Source organism: Kitasatospora sp. NPDC097605 (assembly GCF_040302725.1).
Taxonomy (GTDB): domain Bacteria; phylum Actinomycetota; class Actinomycetes; order Streptomycetales; family Streptomycetaceae; genus Kitasatospora.
The window spans coordinates 1-18,386 of the sequence record NZ_JBEOSF010000067.1 but is presented as its reverse complement, the minus strand read 5'-3'; the positions used below and the strand labels follow the sequence as shown (position 1 = coordinate 18,386).

Annotated in this window: 18 protein-coding genes; 4 read left to right on the top strand and 14 right to left on the bottom strand. The window is 73.9% G+C overall.

Translation table 11 applies throughout. From position 1 onward, the window contains the following. Positions 1 to 282 precede the first annotated feature (282 nt). The 6 genes from ABTX81_RS38885 to ABTX81_RS38860 all read right to left on the bottom strand — a co-directional run bounded on the left by ABTX81_RS38885 (position 283) and on the right by ABTX81_RS38860 (position 5,675). Positions 283 to 834: a DUF6099 family protein gene (locus tag ABTX81_RS38885; RefSeq protein WP_350555558.1), complete on the bottom strand. Its 552-nt coding sequence runs from the start codon at positions 832 to 834 to the stop codon at positions 283 to 285. Positions 835 to 979: 145 nt separating this feature from the next. Further along, complete coding sequence (locus ABTX81_RS38880) at positions 980 to 1,360, bottom strand: nucleotide pyrophosphohydrolase (RefSeq protein WP_350555556.1); 381 nt, start codon at positions 1,358 to 1,360, stop codon at positions 980 to 982. Further along, the gene (locus tag ABTX81_RS38875; RefSeq protein ID WP_350555554.1) at positions 1,357 to 2,751 is read right to left on the bottom strand and encodes an AAA family ATPase; all 1,395 of its coding nucleotides are present in this window, start codon (positions 2,749 to 2,751) and stop codon (positions 1,357 to 1,359) included. Before ABTX81_RS38875 ends, ABTX81_RS38880 begins: the two co-directional genes overlap by 4 nt. Before the next feature lie 176 nt (positions 2,752 to 2,927). Continuing rightward, positions 2,928 to 3,758, bottom strand: coding sequence for a putative RNA methyltransferase (locus ABTX81_RS38870; RefSeq protein ID WP_350555552.1), 831 nt, complete (start codon positions 3,756 to 3,758; stop codon positions 2,928 to 2,930). Between the two features lie 52 nt (positions 3,759 to 3,810). Further along, positions 3,811 to 4,713: an ATP-grasp domain-containing protein gene (locus tag ABTX81_RS38865; RefSeq protein WP_350555550.1), complete on the bottom strand. Its 903-nt coding sequence runs from the start codon at positions 4,711 to 4,713 to the stop codon at positions 3,811 to 3,813. Beyond that, entirely contained in the window at positions 4,710 to 5,675 is a 966-nt protein-coding gene (locus ABTX81_RS38860; protein WP_350555549.1) for an ATP-grasp domain-containing protein, read from the bottom strand. The genes ABTX81_RS38865 and ABTX81_RS38860 overlap by 4 nt, the downstream gene beginning before the upstream one ends. Positions 5,676 to 5,931: 256 nt before the next feature. Here ABTX81_RS38860 and ABTX81_RS38855 point away from each other — a divergent pair, with 256 nt between their 5' ends. Then, positions 5,932 to 6,789: a GNAT family N-acetyltransferase gene (locus ABTX81_RS38855; protein ID WP_350555547.1), complete on the top strand. Its 858-nt coding sequence runs from the start codon at positions 5,932 to 5,934 to the stop codon at positions 6,787 to 6,789. A 5-nt stretch (positions 6,790 to 6,794) separates the two neighbouring features. Here the strand turns inward: ABTX81_RS38855 and ABTX81_RS38850 are convergent, their stop codons facing one another. Next, positions 6,795 to 7,217, bottom strand: a complete 423-nt coding sequence (locus tag ABTX81_RS38850; protein ID WP_350555545.1) for a fic family toxin-antitoxin system, toxin component — start codon at positions 7,215 to 7,217, stop codon at positions 6,795 to 6,797. Beyond that, positions 7,214 to 7,459, bottom strand: a complete 246-nt coding sequence (locus ABTX81_RS38845) for a toxin-antitoxin system HicB family antitoxin (protein WP_344332776.1) — start codon at positions 7,457 to 7,459, stop codon at positions 7,214 to 7,216. Before ABTX81_RS38845 ends, ABTX81_RS38850 begins: the two co-directional genes overlap by 4 nt. Before the next feature lie 206 nt (positions 7,460 to 7,665). Here ABTX81_RS38845 and ABTX81_RS38840 point away from each other — a divergent pair, with 206 nt between their 5' ends. Next, the gene (locus ABTX81_RS38840; protein ID WP_350555543.1) at positions 7,666 to 7,863 is read left to right on the top strand and encodes a hypothetical protein; all 198 of its coding nucleotides are present in this window, start codon (positions 7,666 to 7,668) and stop codon (positions 7,861 to 7,863) included. A 95-nt stretch (positions 7,864 to 7,958) separates the two neighbouring features. Here the strand turns inward: ABTX81_RS38840 and ABTX81_RS38835 are convergent, their stop codons facing one another. Beyond that, positions 7,959 to 9,257 (bottom strand): class I SAM-dependent RNA methyltransferase, encoded by a 1,299-nt coding sequence (locus tag ABTX81_RS38835; protein ID WP_350555560.1) that lies wholly within the window; start codon positions 9,255 to 9,257, stop codon positions 7,959 to 7,961. Between the two features lie 404 nt (positions 9,258 to 9,661). Continuing rightward, the gene (locus ABTX81_RS38830) at positions 9,662 to 11,725 is read right to left on the bottom strand and encodes an APC family permease (RefSeq protein WP_502892960.1); all 2,064 of its coding nucleotides are present in this window, start codon (positions 11,723 to 11,725) and stop codon (positions 9,662 to 9,664) included. A 247-nt stretch (positions 11,726 to 11,972) separates the two neighbouring features. Here ABTX81_RS38830 and ABTX81_RS38825 point away from each other — a divergent pair, with 247 nt between their 5' ends. After that, positions 11,973 to 12,641, top strand: a complete 669-nt coding sequence (locus tag ABTX81_RS38825) for a potassium channel family protein (protein WP_350555539.1) — start codon at positions 11,973 to 11,975, stop codon at positions 12,639 to 12,641. Next, on the top strand, positions 12,641 to 13,312 hold the full coding sequence (locus tag ABTX81_RS38820; RefSeq protein ID WP_350555537.1) for a potassium channel family protein: 672 nt from the start codon (positions 12,641 to 12,643) through the stop codon (positions 13,310 to 13,312). Before ABTX81_RS38825 ends, ABTX81_RS38820 begins: the two co-directional genes overlap by 1 nt. A gap of 100 nt (positions 13,313 to 13,412) precedes the next feature. On the opposite strand, the gene ABTX81_RS38815 is transcribed toward ABTX81_RS38820, so the two are convergent. The 4 genes from ABTX81_RS38815 to ABTX81_RS38800 form a co-directional block, all read right to left on the bottom strand. Then, complete coding sequence (locus tag ABTX81_RS38815; protein ID WP_502892959.1) at positions 13,413 to 14,159, bottom strand: DUF3159 domain-containing protein; 747 nt, start codon at positions 14,157 to 14,159, stop codon at positions 13,413 to 13,415. Next, positions 14,156 to 14,563, bottom strand: a complete 408-nt coding sequence (locus tag ABTX81_RS38810) for an OB-fold nucleic acid binding domain-containing protein (RefSeq protein WP_350555533.1) — start codon at positions 14,561 to 14,563, stop codon at positions 14,156 to 14,158. The genes ABTX81_RS38815 and ABTX81_RS38810 overlap by 4 nt, the downstream gene beginning before the upstream one ends. 110 nt (positions 14,564 to 14,673) lie before the next feature. Then, complete coding sequence (locus ABTX81_RS38805; RefSeq protein WP_350555531.1) at positions 14,674 to 15,354, bottom strand: response regulator; 681 nt, start codon at positions 15,352 to 15,354, stop codon at positions 14,674 to 14,676. Positions 15,355 to 15,427: 73 nt separating this feature from the next. Continuing rightward, entirely contained in the window at positions 15,428 to 18,094 is a 2,667-nt protein-coding gene (locus ABTX81_RS38800) for an ATP-binding protein (protein ID WP_350555529.1), read from the bottom strand. Positions 18,095 to 18,386: the final 292 nt, after the last annotated feature.

Genomic DNA, 18,386 nt, shown 5'->3' with positions numbered 1-18,386 from the left:
GCCTTCCGGCGGGACCTGCACCGGCACCCGGAGCTGGGCCGCCAGGAGTTCCGAACCACCGGCCTGCTGCGCCCCCCTCCCTCCGCCCTTCCCGCTCCCACCCACTCCCGTTGCCCCGCTATCCAGTTGTCCCACTGCGCCCGCTCGCCACGACCGCGTCGGATGGTGAGCGGTGCTGCCCCTGGCCGGGTGCAGGGGTGGGGGCCGCGTCCGGCCACCACCGCTCCGGAGAGAGGCCACTGGACGGCGGCGCCGACCGTCCAGGGACCACTCCACCGATCCTCAGCCCACCGACGCCCGAACCACCTCCTCCACCGGCGGGTCGAGCTGGAGCACCAGCAGACCCTCCTCCGCCTCCTCGGGCCGCTCGCCCGCGAGCCGCCGCACGGCGTCCCGCAGTTGGCCGACCAGCTGGGTGCACTCCGCCCCGGCGTCGACGCCGTCGATGCACGCCCAGTAGAGGCTCTCGGTGTCGGCCCCGCAGGCCAGCACGACGAGCGTCTCCCCGATGTCCCGCAGGAGCCCGCCGAGTTCGTCCAGCATCGGCCCCAGCTCGCCGAGGTCGCCGAGCCTTCGGGCCCGGCTGCCGGGCCCGAAGGCCGACGCCCCCGCCACGTCCCCCGTCGCATGGTCCAGGCAGCACACGGCGTGCAGCGCCGCCTCGCCCAACTGCTGGCCGAGACCGGCGAGTTCGCCGTCCTCGTCCCTGCCGAGCCGGGTGCCCACCGCCTCGGCGAGCAACGCGGCCTGCCGGGCCTCGGCCAGCACGTCCGGGATGTTCCTGGTCTCCGCCAGGGCGTGCCGGGCGGTCTTGATCAGTCGCAGCGCCTCCATGCCGCGCCCTCCTTCCGTCACTCGCGTGGCGCCCTGCCACGCGGTCACGGTGAGAGAGTGCGCCGGGACGGAAGAGCCCGCATGCGGGCATCGGAAAGCTGTGGACAACCCGGGGGCTGTGGACAACTGCCGTCCCTCACAAGGCTTAGGAGGCTTCCTCCGGGTTGACGGCACCGGGCGCCCCGGGGGCCGGGAAGCGCAGCTCGTTGCGCTCGATCTTGGCCTCCAGGGCGGTCAGCGGGTCGACCCCGACCGCCGTGCAGAACTGGAGCAGGTAGGCGAGCACGTCAGCCACCTCGTCCCGCACCCGGTGGGCGCGCTCCGGGTCGGCCATCACCGCGGACGCCTGCTCGGGCGTGAGCCACTGGAAGATCTCCAGCAGCTCGCCGGCCTCCACGGTCAGCGCCGCGGCGAGGTTCTTGGGCGTGTGGAAGGGCTCCCAGCGGCGCGCCGCGGCGAACTCCGTCAGCCGCTGCCGCAGCCCTTCCAGCGTGGGCCCGGGGATGTCGGTCTCTCGTTCGTTCACCCGTCCAGGTTTACCGCATCGCCCGCCACCGGCCCGGGCGCCGGACGAGGCAGCGGCACGGGAGAGGCCGGCGCGCCGTCCCGCGCCGCCTGGGCCGGCACCCGCACGGTCTCCGACCGCAGCACCGTCAGCCCCGAGCCGGGATCGCGCCGGCACTCCACCACCGCCGCCCCGCGCGGCAGTTCGCCCGCCCCGCCCAGCGCGTCCCGCGCCGCGGCCGCCTCCTGGAGCGTTGCGATCACCCGCAACTGGTTGCGCCCGGCCATGTCCCGGGCGAGCCGCAGCAGCGAAGCCGTCTGGTCGGTGCCGAGGCCGGCCCCGAGGTCGTCGGCGAGCACGGTGAGCTGCCGGTGCGCCCACGGCACCTCGACCGCCACGTCGAGGTCCAGCACCCCGGCGCCGGTGAGCAGCACCGCGGCGAACGCCAGGTGGCGCAGCATCCCGTCGGAGGCCTGGTCGGCGCCGGTGCGCCCGAGGACGCCCTCGTCGAACACGGCGAGCACCCGCTGGTCGGCGCCGCTGCCGCGGTGGGCGAGGTCGAGGCCGAGCAGCGGGTGCGGGGCGGCGGACTGGACGACGCGCAGCAGCTGCCCGTAGCGGCGGGGGCACTCGTTGCTGAGCCGGGCGATGACGGCGGAGATGTTGGCGGCGGTGCTGCGCAGCCGGGCCTGCGGGTGGGGGCGGGCCCAACCGCGCATCAGGGCGGGCACGGGGTGGACGGGGAAGACCTCGCGCAGCGCGGTGAGCAGTTGTTCGGCGGCGGCGAGGACCTTGCGTTCGCCTGGCGAGGAGCCGGCGACCCGCAGCGGGATCTGGGCGGTGATCAGTGTGCCGCTGGGGAAGGGGGCGCGGATGTCGCCCTGCCGGGTGTCGTTGTGCCAGCTGACGTTGACGCGGTTCTTGCGCGGGTCCTGTTCGCCGGTCTCGACGAGGGTCTGCCCGTCGAGGGTGAGCTGTTCCCGGGCGATGCGGACCGGCCCGTCGGTGCGGACGACGAGTTCGAGGCCGATCGGGCCGTCCGGGGAGGCGACGGTGCAGCCGAGGATGAGGGCGTTGCGGCCGTGCGGCACGCAGCCGGCGAGGCCGCCGCGGACGGGGGTGGCGAGCGGGCCGGTGGTGCCGGGCCGTCCGTCGAGGGAGGTGGCGATCTCCTCGCCGAGGGCGAGCCGGGAGAGGACGGCGAGGGCGTCGAGCGCGTTGGACTTGCCGACGCCGGCGGGCCCGTGCAGCACGGTGAGGGGCGCGAGCGGGAGGGTCGCGCGCCGGTAGGACTTGAAGGAGATGAGCCGGATCTCCTCGACGATCGGGCGCCGGACGGTCGGCGCGCCGGGATGCGGGCTGCGCTGCTGCGGGTGGGCCGGCACGGCGGGCCGGGTGGCGTCGCGGTTCACCCGTCGGACGTTAGCGGCCGGTCGGGAGGCAGAAACGTGCCTGCCCGCCAGATTCATCCCATCGGGGTGGCCCCGGCGCGTGACGCCGGGCCCGCGCCGTCCTCCGGCGCGCGGGGCCGGCTCGGCCCCGTCGAGGCCCCGTCGAGGCCCGGTCGGGGCGCCGCCGTGGCCCCGTCTCAGCGCCGGTAGGCCGCGACGGTGACGGACGCCGTCACCTCGACCGGGTCCGGCAGCGCGGCGAGCCGCCGCGCCAGCCGGTCCTGGTCGGTGTGCCAGGCGCTCGGGCCCATGCCGACCACGGTCCGCACGTCCTCGGCGGACAGCCGCAGGGTGAACTCGACCTCGCGCTGCCCGGCCGGCGTCAGGTGGGGCCCGAGCTTGTCGTCGATGCGCCGCTGCTTCTCCTCGTCGACCGACAGCAGTCCCAGCGCGCCGACGAGTTCGCGCAGGTGGCGCGCGGTGGGCGCGACGAGCAGCAGGGTGCCGCCGGGGCGCAGCACGCGGCGCAGTTCGGGGCCGTTGCGCGGGGCGAAGACGTTGAGGACGAGCCCGGCGGAGGCGTCCAGCAGCGGCAGCGGGCGCCAGGCGTCGCAGACCACGGCGCCGATCCGGGGGTGGGCCTTGGCGGCGCGGCGCAGCGCGTACTTGGAGATGTCGAGGGCGGCCCCGGGCCGGCCGGGGAGGGCGTCGAGGACGTGGGCGAGGTAGTGGCCGGTGCCGGCGCCGAGGTCGGCGACGAGTCCTTCGGGGTCGGCGGCCGCGGCGGCCTCGGCGAGGGCGTCGGCGATCGGCCGGTAGTGGCCGGCGGCGAGGAAGTCGCTGCGGGCGGCGACCATGTCGGCGGTGTCGCCGGTGCCGGTGTGGGCGTCGCCGGCGAGCAGGCTGACGTAGCCGTGTTTGGCGACGTCGTGGCTGTGTCCGGCGGGGCAGCGCAGGGTGCGCCCGTCGAGGGTGAGCGGCTGCGCGCAGTGGGGGCAGGCCAGGTAGGGCTCGATGTCCTGCAGCAAGGGTCCGTCTTCTCTCGCGGCCCGGTCGGGTGCTCGGGCCGGGGGTGCCAGCCTAACGAGCGGGGGCGCCCGGTCCCGCATCCGCCGGGGCGTGTGCGCGGGGGCGGGGCAGGGGCGGCGGGCCCGCGGCGGCGGTCCGCAGGGCGAGTGCGGCCAGGGCCTCGGGCGCGCCGGCCTGTCCCCGGATGCCCGGGAAGGCGTTGACGTCGACGACGACCGGTCGGTGGGGCCCGTCGAGCAGGTCGACGCCGTAGACGTCGAGGCCGAAGACCTCGCCGACCCGCAGGGCGAGCCGGGCCCGTCCGGCGGGCAGGTCGTCGGGTCCGAAGCCGTCCGCGCCCTGCGGCGGACCGACGTGGCCGACGAGGCCGAGGTCGGCCGGGTCGGCGAGTTCGGAGCGCCGGCGGGCGCAGAAGAGCTGTCCGGCGACGACCCAGAGTTTCTGGTCCCAGCCGGTGCTCGGCAGGTAGGGCTGGGCGATGACGGGTTCGTCGGGCCACTGGTCGGCGAGGGCGCGCAGCCGGGAGGTGTCGTCGACCCGGGTGACGAGGTCGTGGCGGCGGCTGTGCCGGCTCTTGACGACCAGGGGGAGGGCGAGTTCGCCGGCCTCGGCCGCCGCGAGCAGTGCGGCGGGGCGCTCGGCGGTGCGGGTGGGCGCGAAGGGCAGGCCGGCGCGCCGGGCGAGTTCGGCCATGGCGGTGCGGTCCTGGCAGAGTTCGGTGGCGGCGGCCGGGTTGACGACGGGCGCGCCGCGTTCCTCCAGCGACCGGGCGAGTGCGAGGGCCGCCGGGGTGCGGGCCTTGAGCAGGTAGACGTCGGCGAGCGGGCCGGTGCCCGTGGCGGGCGGGTCCGCCGGGTCGAGTGCCTCGACCCGGTGGCCGTCCGCGGTCAGCAGCGCGCCGGCCGCGGCGAGCAGCGGGTGGTCCGGGGCGGAGGTGATCAGTCCGATCCTCACAGCGCGCCGCCGACGCCCACGTTGCCGACGCCGAGTCCGCCGCGCCCGAGGGCGGCGCCGCCCTGCGCGGGCATCCGGACGGCCCCCGCGCCGAGTCCGACGGTCTCCAGCCCGGAGGCGTCCAGTGCCACGGCGGGCGCCGTGACGGCCGTGCCGGTGCGGGCCAGTCGCAGGATCGCGTGCGCGACGCGCGCCACCGCGTCCGGCACCTGGCGGAAGCTCGGGAAGTCGTTGATGTCGACGACGACGGGCCCGTCCGGTCCGAGCAGCACGTCGACGCCGTACAGGTCGAGTCCGAACACCTCGCCGACCTGCGCGGCGATCCGCGCGACCTCGGCGGGCAGCGGCACCTGACGCTCCCGCACGCCCTGGTCGGGGTTGAGCGGCGAGCACCGTTCGGTGGCGTAGAGCTCGCCGTCGACGCAGTACACCTTGAGGTCGGTGCCGGAGTTGGGCACGTGGGGCTGGGCGATGAGCAGGCCCTCGCCGGCCAGCAGGGGGCCGAGTTCGGCGAGGTGGCCGGGGTCGCGGACGAGCCGTACGGCCCGCCCGGAGCTGCCGTCGGCGGGTTTGACGACCAGCGGGTACTCGGCGGCGGGGATCTCGGCGAGCCGTTCCCAGCGGGCGGCCGCGTAGGTGACGGGGACGGGCAGCCCGCGGGTGCGGGCGATGACCGAGGCGAGGGCCTTGTCGCGGACGCCGCGGATGGAGCGGACGTCGTTGACGGTGGTGAGGCCGACGGCGGCGGCGGCTTCCAGCAGGGTGAGGCCGGGTCCGCCGGAGACGGTCTTGAGCACCCAGGCGTCGTGGCTTCCGGCGCGGACCGCCTCGGAGATCGCCATCAGCGAGTCGCCGGGGCGCAGCACGTCCACCCGGTGCCCCCACGCGGTGAGTTGGCGTACGACGTCCAGCGGCATGCCGTCGTGCCGGTAGTGCTCCTCCACCAGAAAGCAGAGCCTCATGACCCAGTCATCCCCCTCGCTTCGCCCAGCGCGGACGTCCGCCGTTCCCGTCCGGCAGAGCTGTAAAGGCCCCAGGATGTCATGGGGCCCGCACACAAGATCGCCCGGCCTGTAAGCGTTGGGCAACAATCGCGGCGAATTGCCCGGGCCTGGCGGTTTCCGGGGGTGCCGGCGGGCCTGCGGCCGCTGCCCCGGGCTCCCCGCCGGGCGGGCAAATCCCTGGCAGGAACGCGTCGGGCCTGCTTGGATGCACGGCGTGACCTCTGACGATCTTGCAGCCGTCCCTTCCGCGCCCGACGCGGACCTCCTCGAGGAGATCGAGCGCTACTACGACGCGGTCCCGCGCTCCGCGGCGCGCGTCGAGGACTTCGGTCCGCTGAGCCTCTTCGTGCGCGAGGGCGCCGGCTGGCCGTACTACGCCCGTCCGGCGCTGGGCCACCAGGGCGCGGCCGCGACCGCCGATGACGTCCGCCGGGTGCTGGACCGCCAGCGGGAGCTGGGTCTGCCGCTGGCCTTCGAGTGGGTGGCGGAGCACGACCCGCTGCTGCGGGCGGCGGTGGAGGAGGCGGGGCTGACGGTGCACGAGCACCCGCTGCTGGTGCTGGGTCCGGGGCAGGACGCGCCGGACGTCCCGGGCGGGGCGTCGGTGCGGGTGCTGACCGGCGACGACCCGGCGCTCGCGCTCGCGCTGGCCGTGCCGCACCTGGCGTTCGGCGAGCCGGGCACCGGTGTGGGCGAGGCCGGGGTGGCGCTACTCGCCGCGCGGGCCGAGGCGGTGGCGGCCGACGGCACGGCGGAGCGGGTGGCCGGGCGGATCGCCGCCGGGCAGACGGTGCTCGCCGCGGCGTTCGAGGGCGGCACGCCGCTCTGCGCGGGCCAGCACAACCCGGTCGGCCCGGTCACCGAGGTGGCGGGCGTGGGCACGCTGCCCTCGGCGCGGCGGCGCGGGCTGGGGCAGGCGGTCACCGCGGCGCTGGTCGCGCACGCCCGGGCGCACGGGGTGCGGACGGTGTTCCTGTCCGCCGCCGACGAGGACGTGGCCCGGATCTACCGCCGAGCGGGCTTCCGTCCGTTCGCGACCGCGCTGATCGCCGAGCCGGTCGAGACCCGCTGAGCCCGCTACTCCGAGTCGTCGTCGTCCTCGCCGCTGACCTCCTCGTCCTCGGCCTCGTCGACCACCCAGGCGGCCAGCCGGTCCGCCACCCCGGAGACGGTCAGCCGCCCCTCGCGGATGGCCCGGGCGAGGCTGCGCACCTCGCGGGCGGTGGTCGCCACCGTGCAGCCGCTGGCCACCAGGTAGGCGTAGGCGGCGGCGGTGGCGAACAGTTCGTTGGTCTTCTCCAGCGCCGGCACCCGGATCAGCTGGTGCATGAGGGCGGCGGCGCGGTCCTGCGGTTCGGGGTAGACGGCGATGTCGAAGATCTCGGCCTGGTGCCGGGCGACGGCGGCGAGCAGCGATCCGTAGTCGGTGACCTGCGGGTCACCGGGCGTGTACTGCTCGGCGGTCATGAGCAGCCACGAGAGGTCGACCTCCAGTTTCAACGGCGCACGTCCTGGAGGTCGGCTCCGCCCCGCTGCTCGCCGAACTCGGCGAGGAACGCCGTCTCGTACTCCTTCATGAACTGGGCGGCCGCGTCGACGAACACCCGCCCGGCCTCGCCCATGTCCTGCTGGACCAGGCGCTCGATGTACTGGTTCATGCTGATCCCCTGCTGTTCCGCCCGTTCCCGGGCCATCTCCGCGGTGGTGGCGTCCACCCGGACGTTCAGCTGCTTCTTACCCATGAACCTCAAGCTAGCGCTGAAGTGCTAGCACAACAAGGGCGCGCACGGCCCCCGTGCGCGACCCCCGCGTACGCCCGCCCGCCGCATCCGACGCCCGGGCACCCGGCACCCGCCGAGAGGGAGACTTGAAGAGTTCTTCACCTTCGGAGACGCTGAAGTGCCCCGAGCATTCCCTGGAGCGGCACCGACCGGTGTGGAGGCCGGCAATGACAGCCATGTTCGACCAGGAGCTGCGCGAGCAGCTCGCCCAGGCCCGCAAGGAACTCGCGGCCGCCCGGGCCGAAGGGGACGCCGACGGCGTCCAGGCGTACGAGGGCAGGATCGCCTCGCTGATCCGGCTCGCCGCCCAGCACGGCATCGCCCTGCCGCACGACGCCCAGGAAGAGGAACACCACCTGCCCTGAGCCGCCCGCGACGACGCCCGACCGGCGGGAGACGGACGAAAGACGGAGGCGGTACCCGGACGATCCCGGGTACCGCCTCCGTCGTCGGCCGCGGGTCACTCGGCCTCGACGGGCTCCAGGATCGCGACGCACTCGAAGTGGTGCGTCATCGGGAACAGGTCGAAGGCCCGCAGCGAGACCGGCCGGTAGCCGCCCTCGCGGAAGAAGGCGAGGTCCCGGGCGAGGGCCGCCGGGTCGCAGGCCACGTAGGCGATCCGGCGGGCGCCGAGGCCCACCAGGTGGGCGACGGTCTCCCGGCCGGCGCCCGCGCGCGGCGGGTCGAGCACGATCAGGTCGGTCGCGGTGATGCCGGTGCGCGGCAGCAGCGACTCCACCCGGTCGCACTCGATCCGGACGTTCTCCAGCGCCGCCAGGTTGTGCCGGGCGTCGGCGACCGCCTGCTTGCCCGACTCGATGCCGAGCACCGCGCCGTCCTCGCCGACCCGGTCGGCCAGCGCGCCCGCGAACAGGCCCACACCGCAGTACAGGTCGAGCGCGTTCTCGCCCCACTGCGGGTCCAGGCCGTCGAGGACGGCGTCGACCAGGGTGTCCGGCGCCTCCGGGTGGATCTGCCAGAAGCCGCCGTTGCTGACCCGCCAGGTCCGCCCGGCGGCGCGCTCGCGCACGAAGCCGCGGCCGTGCACCTTGTGGGTGTTGCCCTGCTCGTCGATGCGGGCGATGGAGACCGGGCGGTCCAGCTCGACCAGCGGCAGCTGGGCGCCCGGCGCCGGGGTCAGCACCACCTGGCGGTCCGAGGAGCCGGAGGCGGCGATCGCCTCGACCGAGACGACGCCCGGCCAGTCGCGGGCCTCCACGCCCAGCTCGGTGACGCCCTCCGCGGCGATCAGGCAGCGGTCGACCGGCTGGATCTCGTGCGAGCGGTGCTTGCGCAGCCCGACCTTGCCGCTGCCCGGGTCGACGGCGTACTGGACCCGGGTGCGCCAAGCCGGCACCTGGCCGGCCGGCAGCTTGCCGCCGACCGGCTCGACGCTGCCGTCCCAGCCGGCCTCGGCCGGACTCAGGCCGGCCAGCTTGGCCAGCTGCTCGGTCAGCACCTGCACCTTGAGCTTGCGCTGGCCGCCCGGCGTGACGTGCTGCCAGTCGCAGCCGCCGCACTTGCCGGGCCCGGCGAACGGGCACGGCGGGGCGATCCGCTCCTTGGCGGGCTCCAGGACCTCCACCGCGTCGGCCCGCAGGAAGCGCGAGGTGGTGGTGCCCTCGGTGACCCGCGCGATCACCTTCTCGCCCGGCAGCGCGTGCCGGACGAACAGCACCCGGCCCTCGTGCCGGGCCACGCAGTGCCCGCCGCCGTGCGCGACGGGGCCGACCTCGACCTCGTAGCGCTCGCCGACCAGCGGGTCGCCGGTGGGGGCCTTCGGCGCCGCGGGCGCCTTGGGGGCCCTGGACGCCTTGGCCGCCTTGGGAGCGGCCTCGGCCCGGGACGCGCGGGCACCGGCGCGCAGCGCCCGCGGCGGGCGCACCGCCTGCTGCTTGCGCGGGCGCGCGCCGCCCTTCGGCTGCGCCTGCCCGCCCTCGCGCTCCTCGCCGCGCGCCGGGCGCGACGGCTCCTCCTCGCGCTGCGGGGCGCGCTCCTCCGGCGCGAGCGGCGCCGTCCGCGCGGTGAGCCCGTCGCGGTCGGTCGCCTCCGGCCGCGACGGCTTGCCCCAGCGCGGCCGGGCGACCTGTCCGGGCTTGGCGGCACCGCCCTTGCGGGCGCCCTTGCCCGAGGAACCGTGGGAACGAGACGGGGTGTTGCGGGTCACTGGGAGGCGTCCTTCGTACTGTCGTCAGCGGGGCCGGCGGGCTTCGCCGAGACTTCCGACTTTACGGCCTTGGGCGCCCGCGGCTCACCACGCCGGACGGCACCCGGTGCCGACCAGGCCTTCTGCGGCTTGCGCCGCTCCGAGGACTCCAGCTGCCACGGCACCGAGGTCACCATCACACCCGGCTTGAACAGCAGCCGGCCCTTGAGCCGCAGCGCGCTCTGGTTGTGCAGCAGGTGCTCGTACCAGTGGCCGACCACGTACTCGGGGATGTAGACCGACACCACGTCGCGCGGGCTGCTGCGGCGCAGGTTCTTCACGTAGTCCAGCACCGGCCCGGTGATCTCCCGGTACGGCGAGTCCAGCACCTTGAGCGGCACCTCGATCCCGCGCTCGTCCCACTCCTCGCGCAGCGCCGCCGTGTCCGCCGGGTCGACGTTCACGGTCACCGCCTCCAGGGTGTGCGCCCGCGCGAGCCGCGCGTACGCCAGCGCCCGCAGCGCCGGCTTGTGCAGCTTGGAGACCAGCACGATCGCGTGCACCCGGGTGGGCAGCACCACGTCGTCCGGCTCCTCGGCGGCGACCAGCTCGTCGGAGACCCGGTCGTAGTGCCGGCGGATCGCCTTCATCATCACGAACAGCACGACCATCGCCGCGATGGCGATCCAGGCGTGGCTGATCTTGGTGGCGAGCACGACGATCAGCACCGCCATGGTCATCACCAGGCCGAAGGTGTTGATCGCCCGGCTGCGCTGCATGTGTCGGCGCTTGGCCGGGTCGGTCTCGGTGCGCAGGTTCCTGGTCCAGTGCCGGATCATGCCGGACTGGCTCATGTTGAACGACACGAAGACGCCGACGATGTACAGCTGGATCAGCCGGGTCGGGTCCGCGTCGAAGGCGATGATGAACAGGATCGCGGCCAGCGCCAGCAGGATGATGCCGTTGGAGAAAGCCAGCCGGTCGCCGCGGGTGTGCAGCTGGCGCGGCAGATAGCGGTCCTGGGCCAGGATCGAGCCCAGCACCGGGAAGCCGTTGAACGCGGTGTTGGCGGCCAGCACCAGGATCAGGCCGGTGACGGCCGCGACGAAGTAGAAGCCCGGCGTGAAGTTCGAGAACACCGCCTCGCTGATCTGGGCCAGCGCCGTCTTCTGGTGGTAGTCGCCGGGCGCGCCGACCAGCTGGTGGGGCTCCTCGGCCATCTGGACGCCGGTCAGCCGGGCCAGCCAGATGATGCCCATGAACATCACGACGGCGATGGTCGCCATCATCAGCAGGGTGGTCGCCGCGTTCTTGCTCTTCGGCTTGCGGAACGCCGGCACGCCGTTGGAGATCGCCTCCACGCCGGTCAGCGCCGCACAGCCCGAGGAGAACGCCTTGAGCAGCAGGAACACCATGGCGAACCCGGCCAGGTTCTCGTTCCCCGGGGTCGGCTCCAGATGGAAGCCGGAACTCTCGGAGGGCATGTCCTGCCCCAGCCCGAAGTGCCGGACCACGCCGTACACCACCATGCCGAGCACGCCGATCATGAAGGCGTAGGTCGGGACGGCGAAAGCCGTACCGGACTCGCGGACGCCGCGCAGGTTCATCCCCATCAGCAGGATGACCACGACGACCGACAGGGTCAGCTCGTGCCCGCGCAGCGCCGGCACCGCCGACACCACGTTGGCCACGCCCGAGGTGGTGGAGACCGCCACGGTGAGGATGTAGTCGACCATCAGCGCGCTCGCGACCACCAGGCCGGAGTTCGGGCCGTGGTTCACGGTGGCGACCTCGTAGTCGCCGCCGCCGCTCGGGTAGGCGTGCACGTTCTGCCGGTACGAGGCCACCACCGCGAGCATGACGATGGCGACCACGACGCCGATCTGCCACGAGAAGTGGATGGCAGAGGCACCCGCCAGGGAGAGGGTCAGCAGGATCTCCTCGGGCGCGTACGCGACCGAGGAGAGCGCGTCCGAGGCGAAGACGGGCAGCGCGATGCGCTTGGGGAGCAGCGTCTCCCCCAGCTTGTCGCTGCGCAACGCACGCCCGATGAGGATGCGTTTCGGTAGGTCAGTCGGCATAGGCACGTTAAGGAATCGTAGGGGCAGTGTGCCGCCCGGTCCGACGGACGCCCCCCGTTGATGCCCCCTTCGTCGCGACTGTGTTCGGTGGACCGGCTAGCGTGTCGGATACGAGCAGGCGGGCAACACTGTGGTTGTCGTGCCGAGCCCCACGAGGACGCCCACCCCGGACAGCGGGGCGGGGAAACGGAGATCGAACGGTGTTTGCGCAGGTCATGGCCCCTATAGGACGGGTGAGGTAGCGCCGGTGCACATCGTCATCATGGGCTGCGGCCGGGTGGGCTCCGCACTCGCCCGCGCGCTGGAGAAACAGGGCCACTCGGTGGCCGTGGTCGACCAGGACCCGACGGCCTTCCGCCGGCTCGGCGCCGGGTTCAACGGGCGCCGGGTGACCGGGGTCGGCTTCGACCAGGACACCCTGAAGGAGGCCGGCATCGAGGAGGCGGGCGCCTTCGCCGCCGTCTCCAGCGGTGACAACTCCAACATCATCGCCGCCCGGGTGGCCCGGGAGAACTTCGGCGTGGAGAACGTCGCGGCCCGGATCTACGACCCCCGGCGCGCCGAGGTCTACCAGCGCCTGGGCATCCCCACCGTCGCCACCGTCCGCTGGACGGCCGACCAGATGCTGCGCCGCCTGCTGCCGAGCGGCGCCGAGCCGCTCTGGCAGGACCCGAGCGGCGCCGTCCAGCTCGCCGAGGTCGCCTACGCCCCGGAGTGGGTGGGCCACCGGGTGAGCGAGCTGGAGGCGGTCTCCGGCGCCCGGGTGGCGTTCGTCACCCGGCTCGGTGAGGGCCTGCTGCCCTCGCCCCAGATGGTGGTGCAGGAGGGCGACCTGGTGCACGTGATGCTGCGCCGGGCCGACCTGACGGCGGTCGAGGCCGCGTTCGCGCAGGGCCCGCAGAAGGAAGGTCACTGATGCGAGTCGCCATTGCCGGGGCCGGCGCCGTCGGCCGCTCGATCGCGGGCGAGCTGCTGGAGAACGGCCACGAGGTCCTGCTGATCGACAAGAACCCGAACTCCATCTCGGTGGAGCGGGTGCCCATGGCGGAGTGGCTGCTGGCCGACGCCTGCGAGATCACCTCGCTGGACGAGGCGGCGCTGCAGCGCTGCCACGTGGTGATCGCCGCGACCGGCGACGACAAGGTCAATCTGGTCGTGTCGCTGCTCGCGAAGACCGAGTACGGCGTGCCGCGGGTGGTCGCCCGGGTGAACAACCCCAAGAACGAGTGGCTCTTCAACGAGTCCTGGGGCGTGGACGTGGCCGTCTCCACGCCGCGCCTGATGTCCGCCCTCGTCGAGGAGGCGGTCAGCGTCGGCGACCTGGTCCGGCTGATGCGCTTCAGCCAGGGCAACGCCAACCTCGTCGAGCTGACCCTCGCCGAGGACACCGAGCTGGTCGGCACCCGGGTCGGCGACGTGCCGTGGCCGCCGGACACCGCCCTGGTGACCATCCTCCGCGAGGGCCGGGTCCTGGTGCCCCGCAAGGACGACACCCTGGAGGGCGGCGACGAGCTGCTCTTCGTGGCCGCCCAGGAGCGCGAGGAGGAGCTGGAGAACCTGCTCTCCAGCTCGGCCGGCGCGCAGTAGCCCGCAGCCGGGGAACGCCGAGGGCCCGCACTCGCTTCGAGTGCGGGCCCTCGGCCGTGCGGGTCCCCGGCGTCGCGGGTCCGCCGCGTCCGCGCTCCGGCTACGGGCCGGCGGGGTGCTCCTCGGCCGGCTCCTCGTCCAGCTGCGCCTTGATCGGCGGCGGCGCCTTCAGCAGGATCTGCCAGGTCACGTACATCGCCAGCAGCAGCGGCGGGATGCCCAGGGCGACCTTGAGCCAGCCCAGCAGGTTGACGTTGTGGGTGAAGTACAGCGGGAAGAGGATCACCGGCTTGATGCCCATGATCAGCACCCATGCCCAGGTGGCCTTGGTGTAGGCGGCCAACCGGCCCGGGTTCTGCTTGCGCCAGGTGAACATCTCACCGGTCACCGGGCCGAGCATGATGCCGATCAGCGGCCAGCGGACCAGCGCCGAGACGGCCAGGCCCACGCAGTAGCCGACGTTCCAGAGCAGGCCCGGCAGATAGAAGTCCTCCGCCTTGCCGGTCTTCATCGAGATCCAGGCGCTGATGGCGACGCCGAACACCCCGCTGAAGGCGTGCTGGACGGTCTCCCGCTTCAGCAGCCGCACCACCACGAACAGCACCGTCAGACCGAGCGCCGCCCACGCGGCCGTCGGCACCTTGTGGGTGATGTTGTAGGTGATGATGAAGACCAGGCCGGGCAGGGTCATGTCGATCATGCCCCGGACGCCGCCGAACGCCTTCATCACAGTGTCGGCGGCCTCGCGGGAGGCCTGCGCCTGCCGGGCCGCCTCCTCGTCGTGGGCGATGTCCACCAGGCCGAGCTGGGCGGCGGGATCGCCGCCGGGCTGGTTGCTCACGCTCATTCGCTCCCGTGTCCGACCGGACGCAGCTCGTAGCGGGGGTTGAACAGCACCCGGCGGCCGCGCGCGTGGCTGATCCGGCCGCTGGCGACCAGACGGCGCCCCGGCTCGATGCCCGCGATGGAGCGGCGCCCGAGCCAGACCACGTCCAGCGCCTCGGTGCCGTCGAAGAGCTCCGCCTCCAGGGCGGGCACCCCGGCCCTCGGGCGGAGCGTCACGGTGCGCAGAGTACCGGCGACGGTGACCAGTTGCCGGTCCCCGCAGCTGGCGATCGGGGTGCAGCCCGACTCCGCGGCGCTCTCCTGGCGCAGCTCCTCGGCCTCCAGCTCCTCGGTGGAGGAGGTCAGCCGGCTGAGCATGCGGCGGAAGCGCCCCTGCGGCGGCCCGCTGCTGTTGTCACCACTCATGCCGGAAGGGTACCGGTTCCGAGGGCCCCGGCGGCAGGCCGCACGGGCCGCCCCGGTGCCCCGGGGGCACCGGGCGGCGACCGGCCGGGCACCGGATCCGGCCCGTCCGCTCACCCTTCGAAGCGGTAGCCCATGCCCGGCTCGGTGATGAAGTGCCGTGGGTGCGAGGGGTCGCGTTCGAGCTTGCGCCGCAGCTGGGCGAGGTAGACCCGCAGGTAGTTCGTCTCGGTCCGGTAGGCCGGGCCCCAGACCTCCTGGAGCAGCTGGGTCTGGCTGACCAGCCGGCCCGCGTTGCGGACCAGCACCTCCAGCAGATGCCACTCGGTCGGGGTAAGGCGGATGTCGGTGCCGTCGCGGTTCACCTTCTTCGCCGCCAGGTCGACGGTGAAGCTGTCGGTGACCACCACCGAGCCGTCCTCCCCGGCGACCGGCTCGGCCCGGCGGACGGCGGCGCGCATCCGGGCCAGCAGCTCGTCCATGCCGAAGGGCTTGGTGACGTAGTCGTCGGCGCCGGCGTCCAGGGCCTCGACCTTCTCGTCGGAGGCGTGCCGGGCGGAGAGCACGATGATCGGCACCCGGGTCCAGCCGCGCAGGCCCTTGATCACCTCGACCCCGTCCATGTCGGGCAGGCCGAGGTCGAGGACGACGACGTCGGGATGGCGGGCTGCGGCGAGTTCCAGGGCGCTCGCGCCGTCATGCGCCGCGTCGACCTCGTACTTGCGGGCCTTGAGGTTGATCACCAGCGCGCGGACGATCTGCGGTTCGTCGTCCACGACGAGGACCCGGGTCATACGGGCTCCGCCTTTCGGGGCTGTCGGTCGGATCGGACATGGTCGTTCAACGGTCATCGGGCGGCGGACCCGATCATGCCGGGGGCGGGGCCGGCTCCGGCTCGCCGGGGTCGGCGGCGTCCTGGACCGGCCCGTCGGGATCCGGTCCGTCGTGGGCCGGTCCGTCGGGGTCCGGTCCGTCGGAGTCCGGCCGCCCGGGGGCCGGGGCGCGCTCGACGGCGGGCAGGGTGACGACCATGGTCAGCCCGCCGCCCGGGGTGTCCTCGGCGGACACCGTGCCGTCCATCGCCTCGACGAACCCGCGCGCCACCGCGAGCCCGAGACCCACCCCGGCACCGCGCGGCGCGTCCCCGTACCGCTGGAACGGCGCGAAGATCCGTTCCTTGGCGTCCTCCGGCACCCCCGGCCCCCGGTCCACGATCCGCAGCTCCACCCGGCCCGGCCCGTCCGCCGGCTCCAGGGCATCGGCCTTGACCAGCACCTTCACCCCGTCCGGGCTGTACTTGACGGCGTTCTCGACCAGATTGGCCAGCGACCGCTCCAGCAGCCCGCCGTCGGCCCGGATCATCGGCAGCGTCTCCGGCACGTCCAGCCGGACCGCCCCCGGCGGCACCCCGCCCAGCGCGAACGGCACCACCTCGTCCAGATCGGTCTCCTGGATCAGCGGCGTCACCGTGCCGGTCTGCAGCCGGCTCATGTCGAGCAGGTTGTTGATCAGATGGTCGAGCCGGTCGGCGCCGGCCTCGATCCCCGCCAGCAGTTCCGCCTCGTCCTCCTCGTCCCACTCCACGTCCGCCGAACGGAGCGAACTCACCGAGGCCTTGATCCCCGCGAGCGGGGTCCGCAGATCGTGCGAGACGGCCGCCAGCAGGGCGGTCCGGATCCGGTTCCCCTCGGCCTCCCGCCGGGCGGCCGCCGCCTCCCCCGCCAGCCGCCGGCGCTCCAGCACCACGGCCGCCTGCGCGGCGAAGGCCCCGAGCAGCCGGCGGTCCTCCCCCGGCAGCACCCGACCACGCAGCACCAGCGCCAGCGTCTCGCCGACCGGCACGTCCACGTCGGCCGTCTCCGGCCGCTCCGGCGGACGCGGGCCCGCCGTCGCCACCGCCTGCCACTCGCCGAGCCGGTCGGGCCGCTCCAGCAGCGCCACCGAGTCCTGCTGGAAGGTCTCCCGGACCTGCTCCAGCAGCGCGGTCAGCACCCCGTCCCCGTTCGGCGACCCGCGCAGCACCGTGCCGGCCAGCGCGCTCAGCGTCTGCGCCTCGGTCTGGCTGCGCGCCGCCTGGTGGGTGCGCCGGGCCGCCAGGTCGACCACCGAGGCCACGGCCATGCCGACCGCGGTGAATATCGCCACCGCCATGATGTTCTGCGGCTCGTCGATCGTGAACGTGTGGATCGGCGGCGCGAAGTAGTAGTTCAGCGCGGTCGACCCGACCAGCGCCGAGGCGATCGCCGGGAACAGTCCGCCCACCAGCGCCGCGCACACCGTCAGCGACAGGAACAGCATCATGTCCGTGGTGAGGCCCAGGCCGTGGACGTTGATGAGCACCAGCGCCAGCAGCGGCGGCCCCGCCACCCCGATCAGCCAGCCCGCGATCGTCCGCGTCCGGCCCAGATCGGTCACCTTGCGGATCGGAATCCGCCCACGCCCCTTCGCGGCGTGCTCGTGCGTGACGATGTGCACGTCGATGTCGCCCGACTCACGGGTCACCGTGCCGCTCACGCCCGGCCCGTAGACGTACTGCCAGGCGGGCCGGCGACTGGTGCCCAGCACGATCTGCGTCGCGTTCACACCCCGCGCGAAGTCCAGCAGCCCGGCGGCCGGGTCGTCGCCCAGCACCGCGTGGTACGAACCGCCCAGGCTCTCCACCAGCGCCCGCTGCTCGATCAGCGTCTGCGAGGACCCCGAGCCCGAACCGGCCAGCCCGTCCGAGCGCGAGATGTGCACGGCCAGCAGCTCACCGCCCGACCCGCGGGCCGCGATCCTGGCCGCCCGACGGATCAGCGTCGCGCCCTCCGGCCCGCCCGTCAGACCGACCACGATCCGCTCGCGTGCCTGCCAGGTCCCCTTGATGCCCTGCTCGGCCCGGTACTTCTGCAAGTACTCGTCGACCCGGTCGGCCGTCCACAGCAGCGCCAGCTCGCGCAGCGCCGTCAGGTTCCCCGGCCGGAAGTAGTGGGCGAGCGCCGCGTCGATCTTCTCCGGCGCGTACACGTTGCCGTGCGCCAGCCGGCGCCGCAGTGCCTGCGGCGACATGTCGACGAGCTCGATCTGGTCGGCCCGGCGGACCACCTCGTCCGGGACGGTCTCCCGCTGCCGCACCCCCGTGATGCCCTCGACGACGTCGCCGAGCGACTCCAGGTGCTGGATGTTGACCGTCGAGATGACGTCGATCCCGGCCGCGAGCAGTTCCTCGACGTCCTGCCACCGCTTCGCGTTGCGGCACCCAGGCACATTGGTGTGCGCCAGCTCGTCGACCAGCGCGACCTGCGGCCGGCGCGCCAGCACCGCGTCCAGGTCCATCTCCGTGAACACGGCCCCGCGGTGCGTCAGCTCCCGCCGAGGCACCACTTCGAGACCGGTGACCTGCTCGGCCGTGTGCCGGCGCCCGTGATCCTCGACGAACGCCACCACGACGTCCGTCCCCCGCTCCGACCGCCGGTGCGCTTCCGCGAGCATGGCGTACGTCTTCCCGACCCCGGGGGCCGCCCCGAGGTAGATCCGCAGCCTGCCGCGTCCCATGTGCACCATTCTTGATCCGGCCGTGCCTGGCGGCCATCCCGGACACCAGTTCCCTTCGCCTTCGAGACTACGGCGCAGGCTTCGTTTTGCCAGCGATCTGGGCCCTGAGCTGGGAGTTTTAGCGCCATTTTGATGGGCCCCACACGGCGGCGGCCGGGCTGACGGGGTCCGCCGGCCTCGGCGCCCTTCGGGATGCGCGGAAACGCAAAGAACCCCCGCCGGATAACCGGCGGGGGTTCTTTCTAAAATTTGTTCGGCGGCGTCCTACTCTCCCACAGGGTCCCCCCTGCAG